Genomic DNA, 17,467 nt, shown 5'->3' with positions numbered 1-17,467 from the left:
CGCAGGCATCTGCCACCGGGGACGGCCAGGCGCCCCGGGCGTGTCCCGTCGGCGGGACACCGGAAAGGTCAGGCGCGGCCCTCGGCCATCGCCTCGCGCAGGCTCTTGGGCCGCAAGTCGGTCCAGTTCTCCTCGACGTAGGCCAGGCACGCGGCCCGGCTCTGCTCGCCGAACACGACCCGCCACCCGGCCGGCACCTGGAGGAACGCCGGCCACAGCGAATGCTGCTCCTCGTCGTTCACCAGAACGCAGAACCGACCGCTCTCGTCGTCGAAAGGATTCGTGGTCATGATTCGCCTTTCACCGGCGGTGTGAATTCCGCGGCCCCTCGGCGTCACGCGGTCATTCATTCTTGCCACAAAACCGCGAGGTGCGTCAACGCGGCGGCGAGCGCTTTACCGGCCGGCCCGACACCCGTCCGGCGCTGTCCCGTCGACGGGACGGCGCGGGGCGCGCACAGGGGCGCGCCGGCCCGGGGCCACCTCTCACCGCGGGGACATGCCGATTTGAGACTTTCGGCCCGCGACCACGTGTTCAGGCGCTCGCCGAGCGTCGCAAAGTCCCAACGTATGGTTCAACGATAAAGTGGAATTCGTGAAACTCTCCAGCCACCGCGCACCCGCCTCCCCGGTGCCGGAGTGGATAAGGGTGACCGGCGCCCGCGAGCACAACCTGGCGAACATCGACGTCGAGATCCCCAAGCGGCGGTTGACCGTCGTGACCGGGGTGTCCGGGTCGGGCAAGTCGTCATTGGTGTTCGACACGATCGCGGTGGAGGGACAACGCCAACTCAACGACACGCTGCCCGCGTTCGTGCGCAGCTTCCTGCCCGGCTCCGCGCGGCCCGCGGTGGACCTGATCGAGCACCTGCCCGCCACCATCGCGGTGGACCAGCGCCCGCTGACCGGCGGTCGGCGCTCCACCGTCGGCACCATCACCGACATCGCCCCCCTGCTGCGGCTGCTGTTCTCCCGCGCGGGCGAGCCCTTCGTCGGGTACGCCGACGCGTTCTCGTTCAACATGCCCGCCGGCATGTGCCCGGAGTGCGAGGGCTTCGGCGAGGTCGTCGACGTCGACCTGGACCGCTTCCTGGACCGCGACAAGTCGCTGGAGGGGGGCGCGCTGCGGCCGGCGGTGTTCAAGGTCGGTTCCCGGGACTGGTACCTGCTCGCGCACTCCGGCCGGCTCGACCCGGCCAAACCGGTCTCCGCCTACACCGAGCGGGAGTTGGAGGACCTGCTCCACTCGACGACGGGCACGGTGCGGTTGGAGGTCGCGGGCCAGGAGGTCAACGCGTCCTACGAGGGCGCGGTGGTCAAGTTCCGCCGCCGCTACCTGACCGCGGACGCCGAGGCGGGCGCGCGCACCAAGCAGATGGTGCAGGAGTTCACCACGTCCAAGCCATGCCCGGCGTGCGGCGGCACCCGGCTGTCCCCGCTGGCCAGGGACAGCAAGATCAACGGCTACGACATCGCCCAGTTCTCCGCGATGGAGAGCGAGGACCTGCTGGCCGTGCTGCGCGGGCTGGACCTGCCGCAGGTCAAGCCGGTGGTGGACGCGCTGGTCACCCAGGTCGGTCACCTGGTGGAGATCGGGCTGGGCTACCTGAGCCTGGAGCGGCGCACGGCCACGCTGTCCGGCGGCGAGTCGCAGCGGGTCAAGATCGTGCGGCACCTGTCGAGCAGCCTCAACGACCTGCTCTACGTGTTCGACGAGCCCAGCGCCGGCCTGCACCCCCGGGACGTGCACCGGCTGACCGACCTGCTCCACGCGTTGCGGGACAAGGGGAACACCGTGCTGGTCGTGGAGCACGACCGGGACGTCATCGCCGCGGCCGACCACGTCGTCGACATCGGCCCCGGCGCGGGCGACGCGGGCGGGCACGTGGTGTTCACCGGCACCGTGGCCGACCTCGTCGAGGCCGACACGCCGACCGGTCGCCTGCTGACCGACCGGCCCCGGCTCAAGCGACGGCTGCGCACCCCGACCGGTGTGCTGCCCGTGGTCGGCGCGAAGACGCACAACCTGCGCAACCTCGACGTGGACTTCCCCGCCGGCGTGCTCACCGCGATCTGCGGCGTGGCGGGCGCGGGCAAGTCCAGCCTCGTCGGCGGGGCGTTCCAGCGCCAGCACCCCGACGCGGTGATCATCGACCAGGCGCCGCCGCACGCCAACCGGCGGTCCACCACCACCACCTACACCGGGGTGGCCGACCAGATCCGCGCCGAGTTCGCCAAGGCCAACTCGGTCAGCCCGGCGCTGTTCAGCCCCAACTCGACCGGCGCCTGCGAGACCTGCGGCGGACTGGGCGTGGTGTTCACCGAGCTGGCCTCGTTCGACGGCGTCTCGTTGGTGTGCCAGACCTGCGACGGCCGCCGCTTCACCGACGAGGTCCTGGGCTACACGCTGCGCGGGCGCAGCATCAGCGACGTGCTGGAGATGACCGTCGCGCAGGGCCGGGAGTTCTTCGCCGAGAACCGCAGGATCAGCCCGGTGCTGACCGCGCTGGCCGACGTGGGCTTGGACTACCTGCGCCTGGGCCAGCCGCTGACCAGCCTGTCCGGCGGCGAGTGCCAGCGCATCAAGCTCGCCGAGCACCTGCACGGCAAGCACCGCACCTACGTGCTCGACGAGCCGACCAGCGGCCTGCACATGGCGGATGTGGGGCGGCTGCTCGACGTGCTGGACCGCCTCGTCGACCGGTACGGGGCCACTGTGATGGTGATCGAGCACAACATGGACGTGGTGGCGCACGCGGACTGGGTGGTGGAACTGGGGCCGGAGGGCGGCAGCCGGGGCGGCCGGCTGCTGTACCAGGGCGAGCCGCGCGGCCTGCTCGACGTGCCCGGTTCGCCCACCGCCGCGCACCTGCGCGCCGCGATCGCCGAGCCCGAAGGGAGCCGGGTATGACCGCACCGGACACCGCGCGCCGCCGGCTCGCCGCGGCCGTCGTCCAAGCCGCCGAGGCGGTGTCGGACAAGCTGTCCGAGCACCCGGTGCGCGGCACCGAGCCGTACCCGATCGGCGCGGTGCTGCCCACCCTCGCCGAGCAGCACCGGGCGCTGCTGGCCGCCGTGGCCGCCGTCGACGAGCCGCTGGCGGTGGACGCGCGGGGCAAGCAGGACCCGTTCACCGGCGACCTGGCCGCCTTCATGAGCTACCTCCAACTGCTGGTGGTGCTCTACCACGGGCTGACCGAGATCCCGAAGCCCATGCAGGTCAACGCCTCCCGCAACATCTCGGCGGTCCGGCTGGCGGCGGGCAAGGTGCGCGACCGCGCCCGGCCGGCCGCGGGCTGAGCGGCGCCACTCGTGGTGCAGCGTGTGCGGTCACCGGCCGGCCCGCCGCAGCGCGGGCCGGGTGGTGCCCTTCAGCTCCGCCCAACGGGCGTCCAGCGCGGCGGCGGTCGAGGCCTCGAAGAGCAACCGCATCGGGATCTCCACGCCCAGCACGGCCCGGACGCGGCTCACCAGCCGGGTCGCCGAGAGCGAGTGCCCGCCCAGCGCGAAGAAATCGTCGTCCACGCCGACCTCCGGCACGTCCAACACCTCCGCGAACAGCCCGCACAGCGCCTTCTCCCGCTCCGATTCCGGCCGCCGCCCGCTCCCGCCGCCGGTCGGCGCGGGCAGCGCGGCCCGGTCGAGCTTCCCGTTGGGCGTCAACGGGATCCGGTCCACCGCCACGAACACCGAGGGCACCAGGTAAGCCGGCAACCGGGCCGCCAGGAACGCGCCGAGCCCGTCCACGCCCCCCTCCGCCACCACGTACCCGACGAGCCGCCCGTCCGCCGCGACCACCGCCGCGTGCCGCACGCGCGGGTGGGCGCACAGCGCCGCCTCGACCTCACCGGGCTCGACGCGGAAGCCCCGCACCTTCACCTGCGCGTCGGCCCGGCCGGCGAATTCGAGCCCTCTCGGCCCCCACCGCACCAGGTCGCCCGTCCGGTACAGCCGATCCCCGGCGCCCGACGGGTCGGCCACGAACCGCGACGCCGTCAGGTCGGGCCGGCCGAGGTAGCCCCGGGCCAGGCCCGCGCCCGCGATGTACAACTCGCCCACCACGCCCGCGGGCACGGGCCGCAGGTGCCGGTCGAGGACGTGCACGGCGGTGCCGGCGATCGGCTCGCCGATCGGCGGGGCGCCGTCCGGGTCGGAGAGGTCGGCGGCGGTGGACCAGACCGTGGTCTCGGTGGGGCCGTAGAGGTTGGTCAGCCCGGCGGACCGGGCCAGCGCGCGGGCCACGCCCGCGGGCAGTGCCTCGCCGCCGGACAGCACGCGCAGGCCGCGCACCGCGTCCGGGTCGTGGTCCAGCAGCACCTGCCACAGCGACGGCGTGGCCTGCACGAGGGTGACCCCGGCGCGCCGGCACAGGTCGAGCAGCCGGCCGGGTTCGGTGCGCAGGTCCCCGTCCGCCAGCACGACCCGCGCGCCGCACACCAGCGGCAGGAACAGTTCCAGCACCGCGATGTCGAACGCGACCGTGGTCACCGCGAGCACCCGGTCGGCCGGCGACGGCGCGAACCGGTCGACCATGGCCCGCAGGAACCCCGCCAGCGCCCGGTGCTCCACCACGACGCCCTTGGGCACGCCGGTGGAGCCGGACGTGAACACGACGTAGGCGGCCCGCCGCGGCGGGTGCTCACCGGGCACGGGGCCGGCGGGCGCACCGGTCAGGTCCGGGAGGTCGCGCAGGACCACCACGGGGTCGCTCAGCCGCAGGATCGCCTCGACGCGGGCAGCGGGGTGCTCCGGGTCGACCGGCACGTAGGCCGCACCGGTCCGCAGGACCGCCAGCAGCGCCACCACCAGCTCCGGTGTCCGGTCCAGCACGACCGCGACCCGTTGTTCCGGTCCGGCGCCGCGCGCGACCAGCCACCCGGCCAGCCGGTCGGCCGCCGCGTCCAGTTCCGCGTAGGTCCACTCCCGGCCGTCGTGCACGACGGCCGGCGCGTCCGGCGTGGCGCGGGCCCATTCCCGGACCAGGGCCGCGACGTCCAGGCCCGGCCCGGCGGGAGCCGGTCCGGTGCCGCGCCGCACGAGGTCGGCCCGTTCGGCGGCGGAGACCGCGGCCAGGTCGGACAGCCGCGTGCCGGGCTCGGCGACGACCTGGGCCAGCACCCTGGCGAACCGGTCGGTCAGCGCGGTCACCGTGGCCGCGTCGAACAGGTCGGCGGCGTACTCGACCACTCCGCGCACCCCGTCGCCGTCCGGGTAGAGGTTGACGAACAGGTCGAACTTGGCCGTGCCGGTGGGCACCGGCTCGACCTCGGCGGTGACGCCGGGCAGCGCGAAGTCCGGCCACGGGTCCTGCTGCCAGGCCAGCATGACCTGGAACAGCGGGTGGTGGGCGGTGGACCGGGCCGGGTTGAGCAGCTCCACCAGCCGCTCGAACGGCACGTCCTGGTGGTCGTAGGCGGCGAGCGCGCGCTCGCGCACCTGCTCCAGCACCTCGCCGAACGCCGGGTCACCCGACAGGCGCACCCGCAGCAACCACGTGTTGGCGAACAGCCCCACCAGCCCGGCCGACGCCTCGTCGGTCCGCCCCGCGACCGGGGAGCCGAGCACGACGTCATCGCCGCTGCCGCTGCGGTGCAGCACGACCGCCAGCACCGCCTGGAACAGCATCGACGGGGTGGCGCCCCGGTCGCGGGCCAGGGCCCGCGCGCCCGCCGCCACCTCGGGCGGCAGCGCGAACCGGACCTCGCCGCCCCGGTGCCCGGCCACCGCCGGGCGCGGCCGGTCCAGGGGCAGCGGCAACGGCTGGGGCACGCCGGCCAGTTCGGCGCGCCAGTACTCGGCCTGCCGCGCTCCCACACCGTCCGGGCCGTCGACCAGGTCCCGCTGCCAGACCGCGAAATCGGCGTACTGGACGGGCAGGTCGGCCCAGCGCGGCGGCCCGCCGCGCCGGCGGGCGGCGTAGGCCGTGGCGAGGTCGCGGGCCAGCGGGGCGGTGGACGCGCCGTCGCCCGCGATGTGGTGCACGACCAGGACCAGCGTGTGGTCGTCGGGCGCGGTGCGCAGCAGCCGGGCGCGGACCGGGATCTCGTCGGCGAGGTCGAACGGACGGGCCGCCGCCGCGCGCAGCGCCGCCACGCGGGACTCGGCGTCGACCGGGACCAGCGGCACGTCGAGGCCGGTGTCCTCGGGGGGCAGGACGCGCTGGTGGGCGGTGCCGTCCGCGTCCTCGACCACGACGGTGCGCAGGCTCTCGTGGCGGGCGACGACGTCGTGCACGGCGGCGCGCAGCGCGGCGGTGTCGAGGGCGCCGCGCAGCCGCACCGCGTAGGGCAGGTTGTAGGCGGCCGACGGGCCGTCGAGCCGGTGCAGGAACCACAGCCGGCGCTGGGCGAACGACAGCGGGACCGGCCCGGTGCGGGTGCGCCGGGTGAGCGCCGGTCGGGTGCGGGCGGTGCTGTCGAGCCGGGCCGCGAGCCGGGCCGGGGTGGGTGCCTGGAACACCGCCCGGATGGGCACCTCGACGTCGAGCGCCGCCCGGATCCGGCTCACCAGCCGGGTCGCGGAGAGCGAGTGCCCGCCCAGCGCGAAGAAGTCGTCGTCCACGCCGACCTCCGGCACGTCCAACACCTCCGCGAACAGCCCGCACAGCAACTCCTCCCGCACCGAACCCGGTCCACGGCCGCCGACGTCGCGGGTGGGTGCGGGCAGCGCGGCCCGGTCGAGCTTCCCGTTGGGCGTCAACGGGATCCGGTCCACCGCGACGAAGACGGAGGGCACCATGTAGTCGGGCAGCCGCCCGGCGACGAACTCCGCCAGGCCCGACACGTCCCCTTCGGAGAGCACGGTGTAGCCGACGAGCCGTCCCCCGACCGCGACCACCACGGCCTGCTCGACGCGGGGGTGGCCGGTCAGCACCGACTCCACCTCGCCCGCCTCCACCCGGAACCCGCGGACCTTGACCTGCGAGTCGACCCGGCCGACGAACTCCAACCCGCCCGCGCCCGCGCGCACCAGGTCGCCCGTCCGGTACATCCGCCCGCCGGGGGCGAACGGGCAGGCCACGAACCGGGACGCGGTCAGGCCGGGCCGGCCGAGGTAGCCCCGGGCGGTGGTGTCGCCGTGCACGTACAGCTCGCCCACCACCCCGGGTGGCACCGGCGCGAGGGTCGCGTCGAGCACGTACAGGGCGATGCCGGGCAGCGGCAGGCCGATCGGCAGGCCCCGGTCGCCGGTGAACGGCTCGTCCGGGTCGAGCCCGGCGGCGGTGGTGTAGAAGGTCTCGCTGGGCCCGTAGGTGTTGACGACCCGCACGCCGGGCATCGCCTCCCGGACCGCGCGGACCAGCCCGGCGGACACCGGCTCGCCGCCGAGCACGACGGTCCGCGCCCGCACCCGGCCGCGGACCAGGCCGACCAGTTCGGCCAGCACGGACGGCACGGTGCTGATCACGTCACCGGTCCAGGAGTCCCGCTCCCCCAGCGCGAGCGCGTCCGGCACGACCTCCAGCACCCCGCCCGCGCACAGCACCGAGAACAGCTCGAACACCGAGATGTCGAAGCTGATCGAGGTGGCCGCGAGCAGCCGCGCGCCGGGTGGGACCTTCAGCCACGCGGGCATCGCGTGCACCGCGGTCACCAGGCCGCGGTGGGTCGCCGCGACGCTCTTGGGCACACCGGTGGTGCCGGATGTGCTCATCACGTAGGACAGGTTGTCCGGATGCGGTCGGCGCACCGGCGCGACGTCGCCCTCCGCGTCCCAGTGCAGCAGCCGTTGGCCGGCGGGCAGGACGGCGGCGGTCGCCGCGTCGGTGACCACCAGCGCCGGGCGGGCGGCCGTGACGATGGCCGCCACCCGCGCGGGCGGGTAGCCCGGGTCGATCGCCAGGTACGCGCCACCCGCCTTGAGCACCCCCAGCACGGCGACGACGACGGCCGCCGTGCGCGGCAGGGCGACGCCGACCACCACGTCGGGCCCGACGCCGTGCCCGGCCAGCACGCCGGCCAGCCGGGTGGCTCGGGCGTCGAGCTCGCCGTAGGTCAGCGTGTCCGGGCCGGCCTCGACGGCGACCGCGTCGGGGGTGGCGGCGACGTGCCGGTCGAACAGGTCCAGCACGGTGGTGCCCGGTTCCGGCCCGGCGGCGTCGTCGCGCAGGGCCAGCGCGCGCTGCCGCTCACCCGGCACGAGGATGTCCACTGCGGACAGCGCGCGGTCGGGGACGGCGCACTGCCCGAGCACGCGGGCCAGCCGGTCGGCGAGCACGGTCGCCGTGTCGGCGTCGACGGCGTCGCGGCGGTGTTGCAGGGTCATCCGGGGGTGCGGGTCCGCGGCGACCAGCAGGGCGAGCGGGTAGTGGGTGGCGGTGATCGGGCTGATCCCCGTCACGGTGATCCCGCCGCGCGCCGCCGCCTCGGCCAGTCCCACCCGGTCCACCGGGTAGGACTCGAAGACCACCAGGGTGTCGAACAGGGTGCCGTGGCCGACCGCCCGCTGGACCTCGCCGAGCGGGGCGTGGTGGTGCTCGATCAGGTCGGCCTGCCGGTGCTGGAGGTCGGTGAGCAGGTCGGCGATCCGAGCGCCGGGCGGGCACGGCACGCGCACCGGCAGGGTGTTGATGAACAGCCCGATCATCCGGTCCACGCCGGGCACCTCGGCCGGGCGGCCGGAGGCGGTGGCGCCGAACACCACGTCGTCCTCGCCGGTGAGCCGGGCCAGCAGGATCGCCCACGCGCCCTGCACCAGCGTGTTGACCGTGACGCCGAGCGCGGCGGCGGCGCCGGTGAGGCGGCGGGCGAGGTCGGCGGGCAGCGGCACGTCCACGTGGCCGACACCGGTCGACGCGGCGGACGGGTCGGGGCCTGGCGAGGTGTGGTCGAGCGGGACCACCGCGGGGTCGGGCGCGGGCAGGGTCGGTGCGAGCAGGGTGGGTCCGGGCAGGCCGGCCAGGGCGTCCTGGAAGGCGCGCACGGCACGGGCGCGGTCCTGGCGGGCCAGCCAGGCGATGAAGTCCCGGTAGGGGCGGGGCGCGGGGAGTTCGTCGCCGGCGTGCAGGCGCAGGAGTTCGGCCAGCAGCAGCGGGGTGGACCAGCCGTCGAACAGCGCGTGGTGGGAGGTGAGCACCAGGTCGGCGCGGTCGGGCCCGGTGTGGTGCAGGGTCAACCGCAGCAGCGGCGGGGTGGCCGGGTCGAAGCGGGCCGCGCGGTCGGCGGCGGCGGCGTCGCCGTCGCGGACCTCCCGCCAGGGCAGCACGACGTCCCGCACGACGACCTGCACGGGCACGCCGGCCGCGTCGGCGGTGAACGCGACCCGCAGGTTCGGGTGTCGGTCCAGCAGCGCCTGACCCGCGGTGCGCAGCCGGGCCGGGTCGATCCGGCCGGTCAGGTGCACCACCAACTGCTGCTGGTAGGCGTCCGCCCCCTCGCCCAGGCCGGAGTGGAAGAGCAGGCCGGTTTGCAGCGGCGTCGCCGGCCACACGTCGACCATGCCCGGGTGGCGCCGCTCCCAGACCGCCACCTGGCCGTGGTCGGCGGTGACCAGGTCGAGGTCCGACGGGGTCGGCCCGCCCGCGTCGGGGGAGTCCAGGTGCGCGGCCAGGCCCTCGACCGCCGCCCGCCACCGGTCGGCGAGCACGCGCACGTCGGCGTCGGCGACCACGCCGGACGGGTGGGCGAAGGCGGCGGACAGCCGGGGTTCGCCCGCCACGTCCACCACCAGGGCGTCCAGGGTCAGGGCGGCGGGCGCGGGCATCTCCGGCGGCGGGAGGGCGACCAGGCCGGCGCCGTCGGCGGGCGGGGTCCAGTCGTCGGCGGGCGGGGTCCCGTAGTCGTCGGGTGCGAAGCGGCCGAGGTAGTTGACCAGGATCTGGCCGGCGGGGTGGGCGGCGAGCACCGGGTCGTCGAGCAGCAGGCCGTAGCCGGTGCCCCGGTCGGGGAAGGCGCGCAGCTGCTCCTTGACCAGGCGCAGCAGCGTGCCCGCCGCCGGGCCGCCGGCCGCCGCGTCGGCCAGGTCCGTGTCGCCCGGGTCGAGCAGGACGGGGTGGACGGCGGTGAACCAGCCGATCGTGCGGGACAGGTCCGCGCCGGGCAGCAGGTGTTCCTCGCGGCCGTGCCGCTCGACGCGCAGCAACACCTCCCGCTGCCGGACGCCGCGATCGCGCCGCAGCCGCGCGACGGCGACGACGAGGGCGGCCAGCAGGCCGTCCTCGACCGTGGCGCGGTAGGCGGCGGGCAGTCGCGTCAGCAGGGTGCGGGTGGTGCGGGCGGAGAGCAGGACCCGGGTGGTGCGGACGGTGGCGGCGGTGTCGGTCGCCGGGTCCAGCGGGCGTTCGCCCAGCAGCGGGTCGGGTGCGGTGACGACCTGCCGCCACCGCTCCAGTTCCGCCGCGCGGGCCGGCGCGCTGTCGGCCAGGGCGCGGACCCAGCGGCGGTAGGAGGTGCCGACCGGGGGCAGCTCGACGGGGCCGTCCGCGGCCGGCGCCCGCCAGGCGGTGGCGAGGTCGGCGGCCAGCACGTGCCAGGACACACCGTCCACGACCAGGTGGTGGGCGACGACCAGCAGCCGCCCGCGTCCGGACGGGCCGGGATCGAGCCACGTGAACCGGATCATCCCGCCCGCCTCCGGGTCGAGCAGGTCGGCGGCGGCGCGGGCCTCCACGGGGATCCGCCGCGGCCACGACGCGGGCGGACCGGGCACCCGGCGCAGCACGACCCGGGCCGTCTCGGGACCGGGCACGTCGAGGCCGTCGGGGGTGAGCCGGGCGCGCAGGACGTCGTGGTGGGCCAGGACGGCGGCCAGCGAGCGGCGCAGCAGCGGCTCGGTCAGGCCGCGCGGCAGGTCCAGGGTCGTGTACTGGGCGAAACGGCGGAACCCCGGCCCGAGGAACATCCGCGCCACCGGGGGCAGCGGCAGCGGGCCGGTGCCCTCGTCGTCGGGCGCGGGCGGAGCCGGTCGCGTGCCGGCGGCTTCGGCGAGGCGGGCGACCGTGCGCTCGGCGAACACCTGGCGCGGGGTGACGACCAGACCGTGCGGTCGCGCCCGGGTGGCGACCGCGATCGCCCGGATGCTGTCACCGCCGGCGGCGAAGAAGTCGTCGTCGACGCCCACCCGGTCCAGGCCGAGGACGGCGGCGAACACCTCGGCCAACGCCTCCTGCGCCGGGCCGCGCGGCGGCCGGTAGGCGGTGGGCGCGAACACCGGCGCGGGCAAGGCGGCCCGGTCGAGTTTGCCGTTGGGCTGCAACGGCAGCCGGTCGAGCACGACGACCGCCGAGGGCACCAGGTGGTCGGGCAGCCGCCGGGCGGCGAACTCGCGCAGCTCGCCCGTGTCCACGCCGCCGCGCAGGTCGAGGTCGCCCGCCTCGCCGTCACCGCTGCGACCGATGCCGCCCGCGGCCGTCGCCACGACGTAGGCCACCAACTGCCGCCGCCCGTCCCGGCCCGGACGGGCCACGACGGCGGCGCGTTCGACGCCAGGGTGTGCGGTGAGCACGGCGGCGACCTCACCCGGCTCGACCCGGAAACCGCGGATCTTCACCTGGTCGTCGACGCGGCCGAGGTGGACCAGTTCGCCGTCGGCGTCGCGGCGGACCACGTCGCCGGTGCGGTACAGGCGGGTTCCGGCCGGGCCGGCGACGAACCGGGTGGCGGTCAGGCCGGGGCGGCCCGCGTACCCGCGCGCCAGTTGCACGCCGGACAGGTACAGCTCGCCCGCGACACCGCGGGGCACCGGGCGCAGGCCGGCGTCCAGGACGTGCGTGCCGGTGTTCCACGCCGGGGTGCCGATCGCGATGCCGCCGGGGCGCGGCGCGCAGCGCCACGAGGTGACGTCGACGGCGGCCTCGGTCGGGCCGTACAGGTTGTGCAGGGGCGTGTCCAGGACCGTGCGGAACCGCTCGACCAGCGCGGCCGGCAGCTCCTCCCCGCTGCACAGCACCCGGCGCAGGCTCGTGCAGGCGGCGGCGGCCGGTTCGGCGAGGAAGGGCTCCAGCATCGAGGGGACGAAGTGCGCGGTGGTGACGCCCGCGCGGCGGATCAGGTCGGTGAGGTGGCGCGGGTCGCCCTGGCCGCCGGGGGCGGCCAGCACCAGCGCCGCGCCGGTGATCAGCGGCCAGAAGAACTCCCACACCGAGACGTCGAACCCGGCGGAGGTCTTCTGGAGGACGCGGTCGTCCGGGCCGAGGCGGTGCTCGTGCTGCGCCCACAGCAGCCGGTTGACGATCGCGGCGTGCGACACCACCACACCCTTGGGCGTGCCGGTCGAACCCGAGGTGTGGATGACGTAGGCGGCCAGCGCGCCGTGCCGGGGCCACCGCGGTGCGGGGCCGCCGGGGTCGGGCCGCGCGGGGTCCAGGCGGGGGCGGCCGGTGTCGGGCAGGTCCGCGTCGGCGGGGGCCACCACCAGGACGGGGTCGAGGTCGTCGAGCGCGAACCGGATCCGTTCGGCCGGGTAGTCGGGGTCCACCGGCAGGTAGGCCGCGCCGGTCGCGAGCACCGCCAGCAGCGCCACGACGAGGTCCGGCGAGCGCGGGACCACGACGGCGACCACGCGTTCGGGGCCCGCGCCGCGGGCGGCCAGCGCGCGGGCCAGCCGGTCGACGCGGGCGGCGAGGTCGCCGTAGCGGACGGTGTCGCCGCCGGCCAGCACGGCGGGCGCGTCCGGGGTCGCCGCCGCCTGCCGGGCGAACAGCGCCGGGATCGTGGTGTCCGGCACCGGCACGTCGGGTCCGTGCACCGCGTCCGGCCGTTCGCCGGGCGCGAGCAGGTCCACCGCGTCGACCGGGGTGAGCGGTGCGGCGGTGAGCGCGCGCAGGCAGACCACCAGTCGCGAGGCCAGCGCGGCGAGGTCGGCGCGGTCGTGCAGGGAGCGTGGCGCGTCCAGCCGGATCCGCAGCTCGCCGCCGTCGGGACCCGCCGGGTAGGCCGAAATCATCAATTCGTCGGTGACGCCGAACGACCCGCCCGCGAACCGCGCGGTCGCCGTGCCGAAGCGCAGTTCCGGCAGTGCCGGCATCAGGTTCAAAATCACGCCGAACGGGCTGCGCAACTCGCCACTGATGCCCGCGGCGCGGCGCACGTCGGACATTTGGTGCGAACCGTGTCGGAACACCTCGCGGGAGCGCGCGGCGGCCGTGCGGGCCAACTCCACCAGCGAGGCGGTCGAGGACACGGGAACGCGCACCGGCACCACGTTGGACACCGCACCCGGTGTCAGCCTGGTGGCGCCGAACCGGTTGTCGACGGTGAGCGAGAACAGCGGTTCCGCCCCACCGCACAACTGCCGGAAGAACACGGCGGCGCCGGCGGTGAGCAACGACGCGATGGTGACGCCGGAGTCGGCGGCGATCCGGTTCCACGCCGCGTACTCGGCGCCCGGAACCGCCGTCTCGTATTCGACCATACCCAACTCGGCGGCCAACCCCTGCCACGGCGAGACAACCGGGTCGACCGGCACGCCCGCGACTCCGCTGGGCAGCCGAACGACGTCGCCGCCCGCCGCCAAGTAGTCGCGCCAGAATTCGTGGTCGGCGCGGAACCGGTCGGACGCGCGATAGGCGAGGTCCACCGCGTGGAACTCCGCCGGCGACCGAAAAGCGCAAACGGGCGCCGGGGAACCCGCGACGAATGCGGTGCAGATTTCCGCGATGCGCCGGGACAGCAGCACGATCAACCCGGTCGCGTCCACGGCGATGTGCGGGAACACCAACGCCAGCAGGTGCCGCTCCTGCGCCAGCGTGATCAGCGCGGCCCGCGCCGGCACCCCCTCCGCGAGGTCGAACGGCGTGGTCACCAGCTCGGACAGCACCCGGCGGGCGGGGGTCTCCGGATCGGGCCGGCCGGTGAGGTCGACGATCCGGGGCGCCCAGTCGCCCAGTTCCCGGAACACCTGCCGCACACCACCGGCGTCATTGCGGAAATTGACCAGGAGGGTACGCGCCTCGGCCAGTGCGGCGCGCACGGCGGAGCTCAGCACGGAATTGTCCACGGCACCTTCGACCAGCCACAACGCGGACACGTTGTTGGGCACTCCAGGTGTTATCCCCTGCGCCCACCAGAAGCGTTCCTGGGCAGCGGAAAGCGCGTGTCCGAACATGCATGTTCCCCCTTCGACTCGGGCTGCCGGCCGGTGGGTCATCGCGACGGCGATCACTTTCGTGCGCGTTCGCCGCGCAGTCAACGACTGTCCCGTCGCCGGGACACCGGGCGCTCGGCCGCGAGAAGCCCGCCGGAAAGATCGTCGTGTCCCACCCGGATGGACTTCGGCGGCGGGCCACCGGAAACCACCCCCATTGGACCGGGGCACCCCCGGTTTGCGCGGCATGCCCGGTTCGAGATCGACGGCCGACCCCCGCCCGGTAGTGCGCGCGCAAAAACGGAGCGTATCGGCGGAACAGCGTCGACCAAGGCGTCGTACACTCGGTCAGCGGTATGCGACCACAATTGACCATGATACGTTCAACAATATCGAACGCTTTCTTTTGGCTGTCAGAAAATTTCCTGGGGGGGATATCTTGATCGGCACGTCCGCAGTTGTTGCACGCACTGGCGACAACATCGGCACGGACCACAGGGTTCCCGGGCAGAGTACCGGGGAACAGCGGAGAAAGACCGATCAGGTCTTGTTGACCAGAGTAGGGCTGCACATCCCGAGCAATTTGAGCTTCGACGATTGGGAACGCGCCGGCCACCAGCTGGCCGGGATCGTGGACTCCTCCGCCTGGAGCCTGGGCGATTGGCTCGTCTACGGAGCCGACCACTACGCGGACCGCTACCAGCGGGTGCTCAAGACCGTGGGCCTGAGCTACAAGACCCTGCGCAACTACTCGTGGGTGTCCCGGCGGTTCCCCCTGGAACGGCGACGGAGCAGGCTCAGCTTCCAGCACCACGCGGAGGTGGCTTCGTTGCCCGACGAGGAGCAGGACGAGTGGTTGACCCGGTCCGAGGAGGGCGGCTGGTCGACCAAGCAGCTACGGGCCCGGGTGCACGACGATCGGCGGACCATCGAGAGCGGCGACAAGCCGGGTGAGCTGGTTCCGCGCATCGACGTGCAGGGCAGCCGGTTGCGCCGCTGGCAGGCGGCCGCGGCCCGGTCGGGCGCCCGGTTGAGCGACTGGTTGCCCGCGATCCTGGACCAGGCCGCCGAGCAGGCGCTGCTGGCCGATGCGGAACCGGACGGGCCGGCGCCCGCGGTCGACGAGTCCGAAGGCGTCATCGTCGGCATCCACGTGGCCCGCGTCGACACCGACTGACGGTGGCGCGGTGGTGACGGTGGTGACGGTGGTGTGGTGGTGACGGTGGTGTGGTGGTCGTGGTGACGCCCGGGAGCCCGGCGAGCGGCTCCGTCACCGCCCCACCGGCTCATGCCGCCCACGCGCAGGGCCGAATGCGACCCGACCACCGCCCACGCCGCCGCGCCCGCGCGCCGTGACCACCGGGCTCGGCGTCGAACCCGACCCACCGACCACCGGACCCGAGTGGCGCTTCGGGGCGGCGGGGTCAACCGGTGACCGCACCGCGTACGGGCCGGTGCGACACCCGCAACGAGTAGGGGTCCAACAGGTCGTCCGGGCGACCCTCGATCGACACCTTGGTGCCCAGCCCGAACTCGTCGGCCAGCTCCAGCAGCACGTCCAGCGCCACGTGGTCCTCGAAGGCGAATCCGGTGGAGTCGAACACGGTCAGCACCCCGCGGTAGCGCGCCGCCTCCTCCGGGTGGGCGCACAGGTGTGCCAGCGACGGCCCGATCTCGTCCTCGGCCAGCTGTTGCGACTCGCCCTCCCGGCGCGCCTGCTCGCGGTGGTCCACGCACACCACGGCCCGGCGCAGCAGCCCGACGGGCAGTTCGGTCTTGCCGACCTCGTCGGACCCGATGGAGTTGATGTGCAGGTGCGGCCGGTGCGCGCCGTCCGGCACCACCGGACCCGCGCCGACACCGACCGAGGTCGCCGTGCACAGCACGTCGGACTCGGCGAGGATCCGCTCCGGCGGGGCGGGCCGCACGTCCAGCCCGAGGAACGCGACCCGGCGCGCGAAGCTCTCCCGGTGGTCCGGGTCGACGTCGTGCACCAGCACGGTGGCCACGTCGAGCACCTGGCTGAGCCCGTGCAACTGCGTCACCGCCTGCGCGCCGACGCCGACCATGCCGACCACCCGGGAACCGGGCTCGGCGAGCCTGCGCGTGGCCACCGCGGAGGCGGCCCCGGTGCGCAACGCGGTCAGCAGCACCGCGTCCACGAGGGCGACCAGCCGACCGCTGGCGTCGTCGATGCGGGCGACCGTGCCGAGGATCGTCGGCAGCCGCGAGCCGACGATGTTGCGCGGGCTGTAGGAGATCGTCTTGACCGTGACGCCGACGCCGGGCTCGCGGTGCGGCATCGTCTCGATCACCCCGGGCACGTCGCCGGTGCGGGTGAACCCCGACCGCACGGGCGAATCCTGCCGCAGGCCGCGACCGAGGTCGCCGAAGCCGCGTTCCAGCGCGGAGATCATCCGCCGCATGAGCGCGTCCCGACCGACCAGTTCCACGACGCGCGCCACGTCGTCCTGGCCGAGCAGCCAGGTGTCCACCACGGACCACCCCTTCACTCCGGACACGGATCCGCCCGGGCAGCACCCGTGAAATGGGGCGGACGACACAACGAGCGGTAGCCGCCGGCCGCCGCTCACACGAATTCCCGACCCACGTTAGCAATAGCCTCCCGGAGAGGGAAGGACACCTTCCGCTGTCCCGTCGACAGGACATCCCGGTAGCCCGTCGACCTGCTCCTTCTTGCCCGCCGGCCGACCGTCGAACTACTGTCGGAGGCGCGTGGCCGCGAATAGCCGAATACCCCGTCCGCCGCTTGCGCCAGTTCCAGCACACCGGGGGGACCATGTTTTCGGATATCGGTGCCGAGGTGAAGTTCATCCGCTGGCCGGCGGACGCCGAATTGCGCCGACAATACTCGGGGAAGGGAATTCCACGACTGCTGGTGGTGGAAGGCGGCGCGCAGCCGCCGATGTGCAGCGACCCGCACGAGGACTGGGTTCGCGCGCCCATCTCGCGGCGCGACCTGGAGGCCAGGGTGGCGTCGTTGCGGCAGCGCGCCCGCGACCGCACTCCGGTTTTGGACCCGACGGGGACGCTGCGCTTCGGCCGCGCCTCGGTGACCGTCTCGACCACTCAGATCGAGCTGATGGAGCTGTTCCTCGCCCGATTCGGCGAGGTCGTCTACCGGGCGGAGTTGGAGCAGCGGCTGGCCCGTCGGCTGCCCAGGCCGACGCGCAACTCGCTGGACCTGCACATCATGCGGCTGCGCCGGCGCCTGGAGCCGGTGAACCTGTCGCTGCGCACCGCCTGGGGCCGCGGCTACCTCCTGGAACCCGGCCCCGCCGCCGGGTGAGCGCACCGCCGCGGACGCGGCGGGGCGGCCCGCGGCGGGGCGGCCCGCGGCGGGGCGGTGCGGCCCGCGGCGGGGCGGCCCGCGGCGGGGCGGTGCGGCCCGCGGCGGGGCGGGGCGGCCCGCGGCGGGGCGGTGC

Annotated in this window: 7 protein-coding genes; 4 read left to right on the top strand and 3 right to left on the bottom strand. The window is 74.8% G+C overall.

Features of this window, described 5'->3' with window-relative positions; all coding sequences use genetic code 11:
- Positions 1-68: 68 nt before the first annotated feature.
- The gene (locus ABD126_RS26900) at positions 69-290 is read right to left on the bottom strand and encodes an MbtH family protein (protein WP_343936728.1); all 222 of its coding nucleotides are present in this window, start codon (positions 288-290) and stop codon (positions 69-71) included.
- A 304-nt stretch (positions 291-594) separates the two neighbouring features.
- On the opposite strand from ABD126_RS26900, the gene ABD126_RS26895 reads away from it, so the two are divergent.
- On the top strand, positions 595-2,910 hold the full coding sequence (locus ABD126_RS26895; RefSeq protein WP_343936727.1) for an ATP-binding cassette domain-containing protein: 2,316 nt from the start codon (positions 595-597) through the stop codon (positions 2,908-2,910).
- Positions 2,907-3,299: a hypothetical protein gene (locus tag ABD126_RS26890; protein WP_343936726.1), complete on the top strand. Its 393-nt coding sequence runs from the start codon at positions 2,907-2,909 to the stop codon at positions 3,297-3,299. Before ABD126_RS26895 ends, ABD126_RS26890 begins: the two co-directional genes overlap by 4 nt.
- A gap of 30 nt (positions 3,300-3,329) precedes the next feature.
- Here ABD126_RS26890 and ABD126_RS26885 read toward each other — a convergent pair whose 3' ends face one another.
- Positions 3,330-14,042 carry an amino acid adenylation domain-containing protein gene (locus ABD126_RS26885; RefSeq protein ID WP_343936725.1) on the bottom strand — a complete coding sequence of 3,571 codons (10,713 nt, stop codon included), beginning with the start codon at positions 14,040-14,042 and terminating at the stop codon, positions 3,330-3,332.
- On the opposite strand from ABD126_RS26885, the gene ABD126_RS26880 reads away from it, so the two are divergent.
- Positions 14,041-15,198 (top strand): LmbU family transcriptional regulator, encoded by a 1,158-nt coding sequence (locus tag ABD126_RS26880; RefSeq protein WP_343936724.1) that lies wholly within the window; start codon positions 14,041-14,043, stop codon positions 15,196-15,198. The genes ABD126_RS26885 and ABD126_RS26880 overlap by 2 nt on opposite strands.
- 247 nt (positions 15,199-15,445) lie before the next feature.
- Here the strand turns inward: ABD126_RS26880 and ABD126_RS26875 are convergent, their stop codons facing one another.
- The gene (locus ABD126_RS26875) at positions 15,446-16,519 is read right to left on the bottom strand and encodes an ornithine cyclodeaminase family protein (protein ID WP_343936723.1); all 1,074 of its coding nucleotides are present in this window, start codon (positions 16,517-16,519) and stop codon (positions 15,446-15,448) included.
- 326 nt (positions 16,520-16,845) lie between these two features.
- Here ABD126_RS26875 and ABD126_RS26870 point away from each other — a divergent pair, with 326 nt between their 5' ends.
- Positions 16,846-17,331: a winged helix-turn-helix domain-containing protein gene (locus ABD126_RS26870; protein WP_343936722.1), complete on the top strand. Its 486-nt coding sequence runs from the start codon at positions 16,846-16,848 to the stop codon at positions 17,329-17,331.
- Positions 17,332-17,467 lie beyond the last annotated feature (136 nt).

Source organism: Saccharothrix mutabilis subsp. mutabilis (genome assembly GCF_039521145.1).
In the GTDB taxonomy this organism is placed as follows: domain Bacteria; phylum Actinomycetota; class Actinomycetes; order Mycobacteriales; family Pseudonocardiaceae; genus Actinosynnema; species Actinosynnema mutabilis.
The sequence above is the reverse complement of the archived record's forward strand: the minus strand, read 5'-3'. Positions and strand labels throughout refer to the sequence as shown.

Excerpts from the sequence above, each read along its gene's own strand:
- ABD126_RS26900 (WP_343936728.1), bottom strand. The coding sequence starts at position 290 with ATGACCACGAATCCTTTCGACGACGAGAGCGGTCGGTTCTGCGTTCTG.
- ABD126_RS26880 (WP_343936724.1), top strand. The coding sequence starts at position 14,041 with ATGCATGTTCCCCCTTCGACTCGGGCTGCCGGCCGGTGGGTCATCGCG.
- ABD126_RS26890 (WP_343936726.1), top strand. The coding sequence starts at position 2,907 with ATGACCGCACCGGACACCGCGCGCCGCCGGCTCGCCGCGGCCGTCGTC.
- ABD126_RS26885 (WP_343936725.1), bottom strand. The coding sequence starts at position 14,042 with ATGTTCGGACACGCGCTTTCCGCTGCCCAGGAACGCTTCTGGTGGGCG.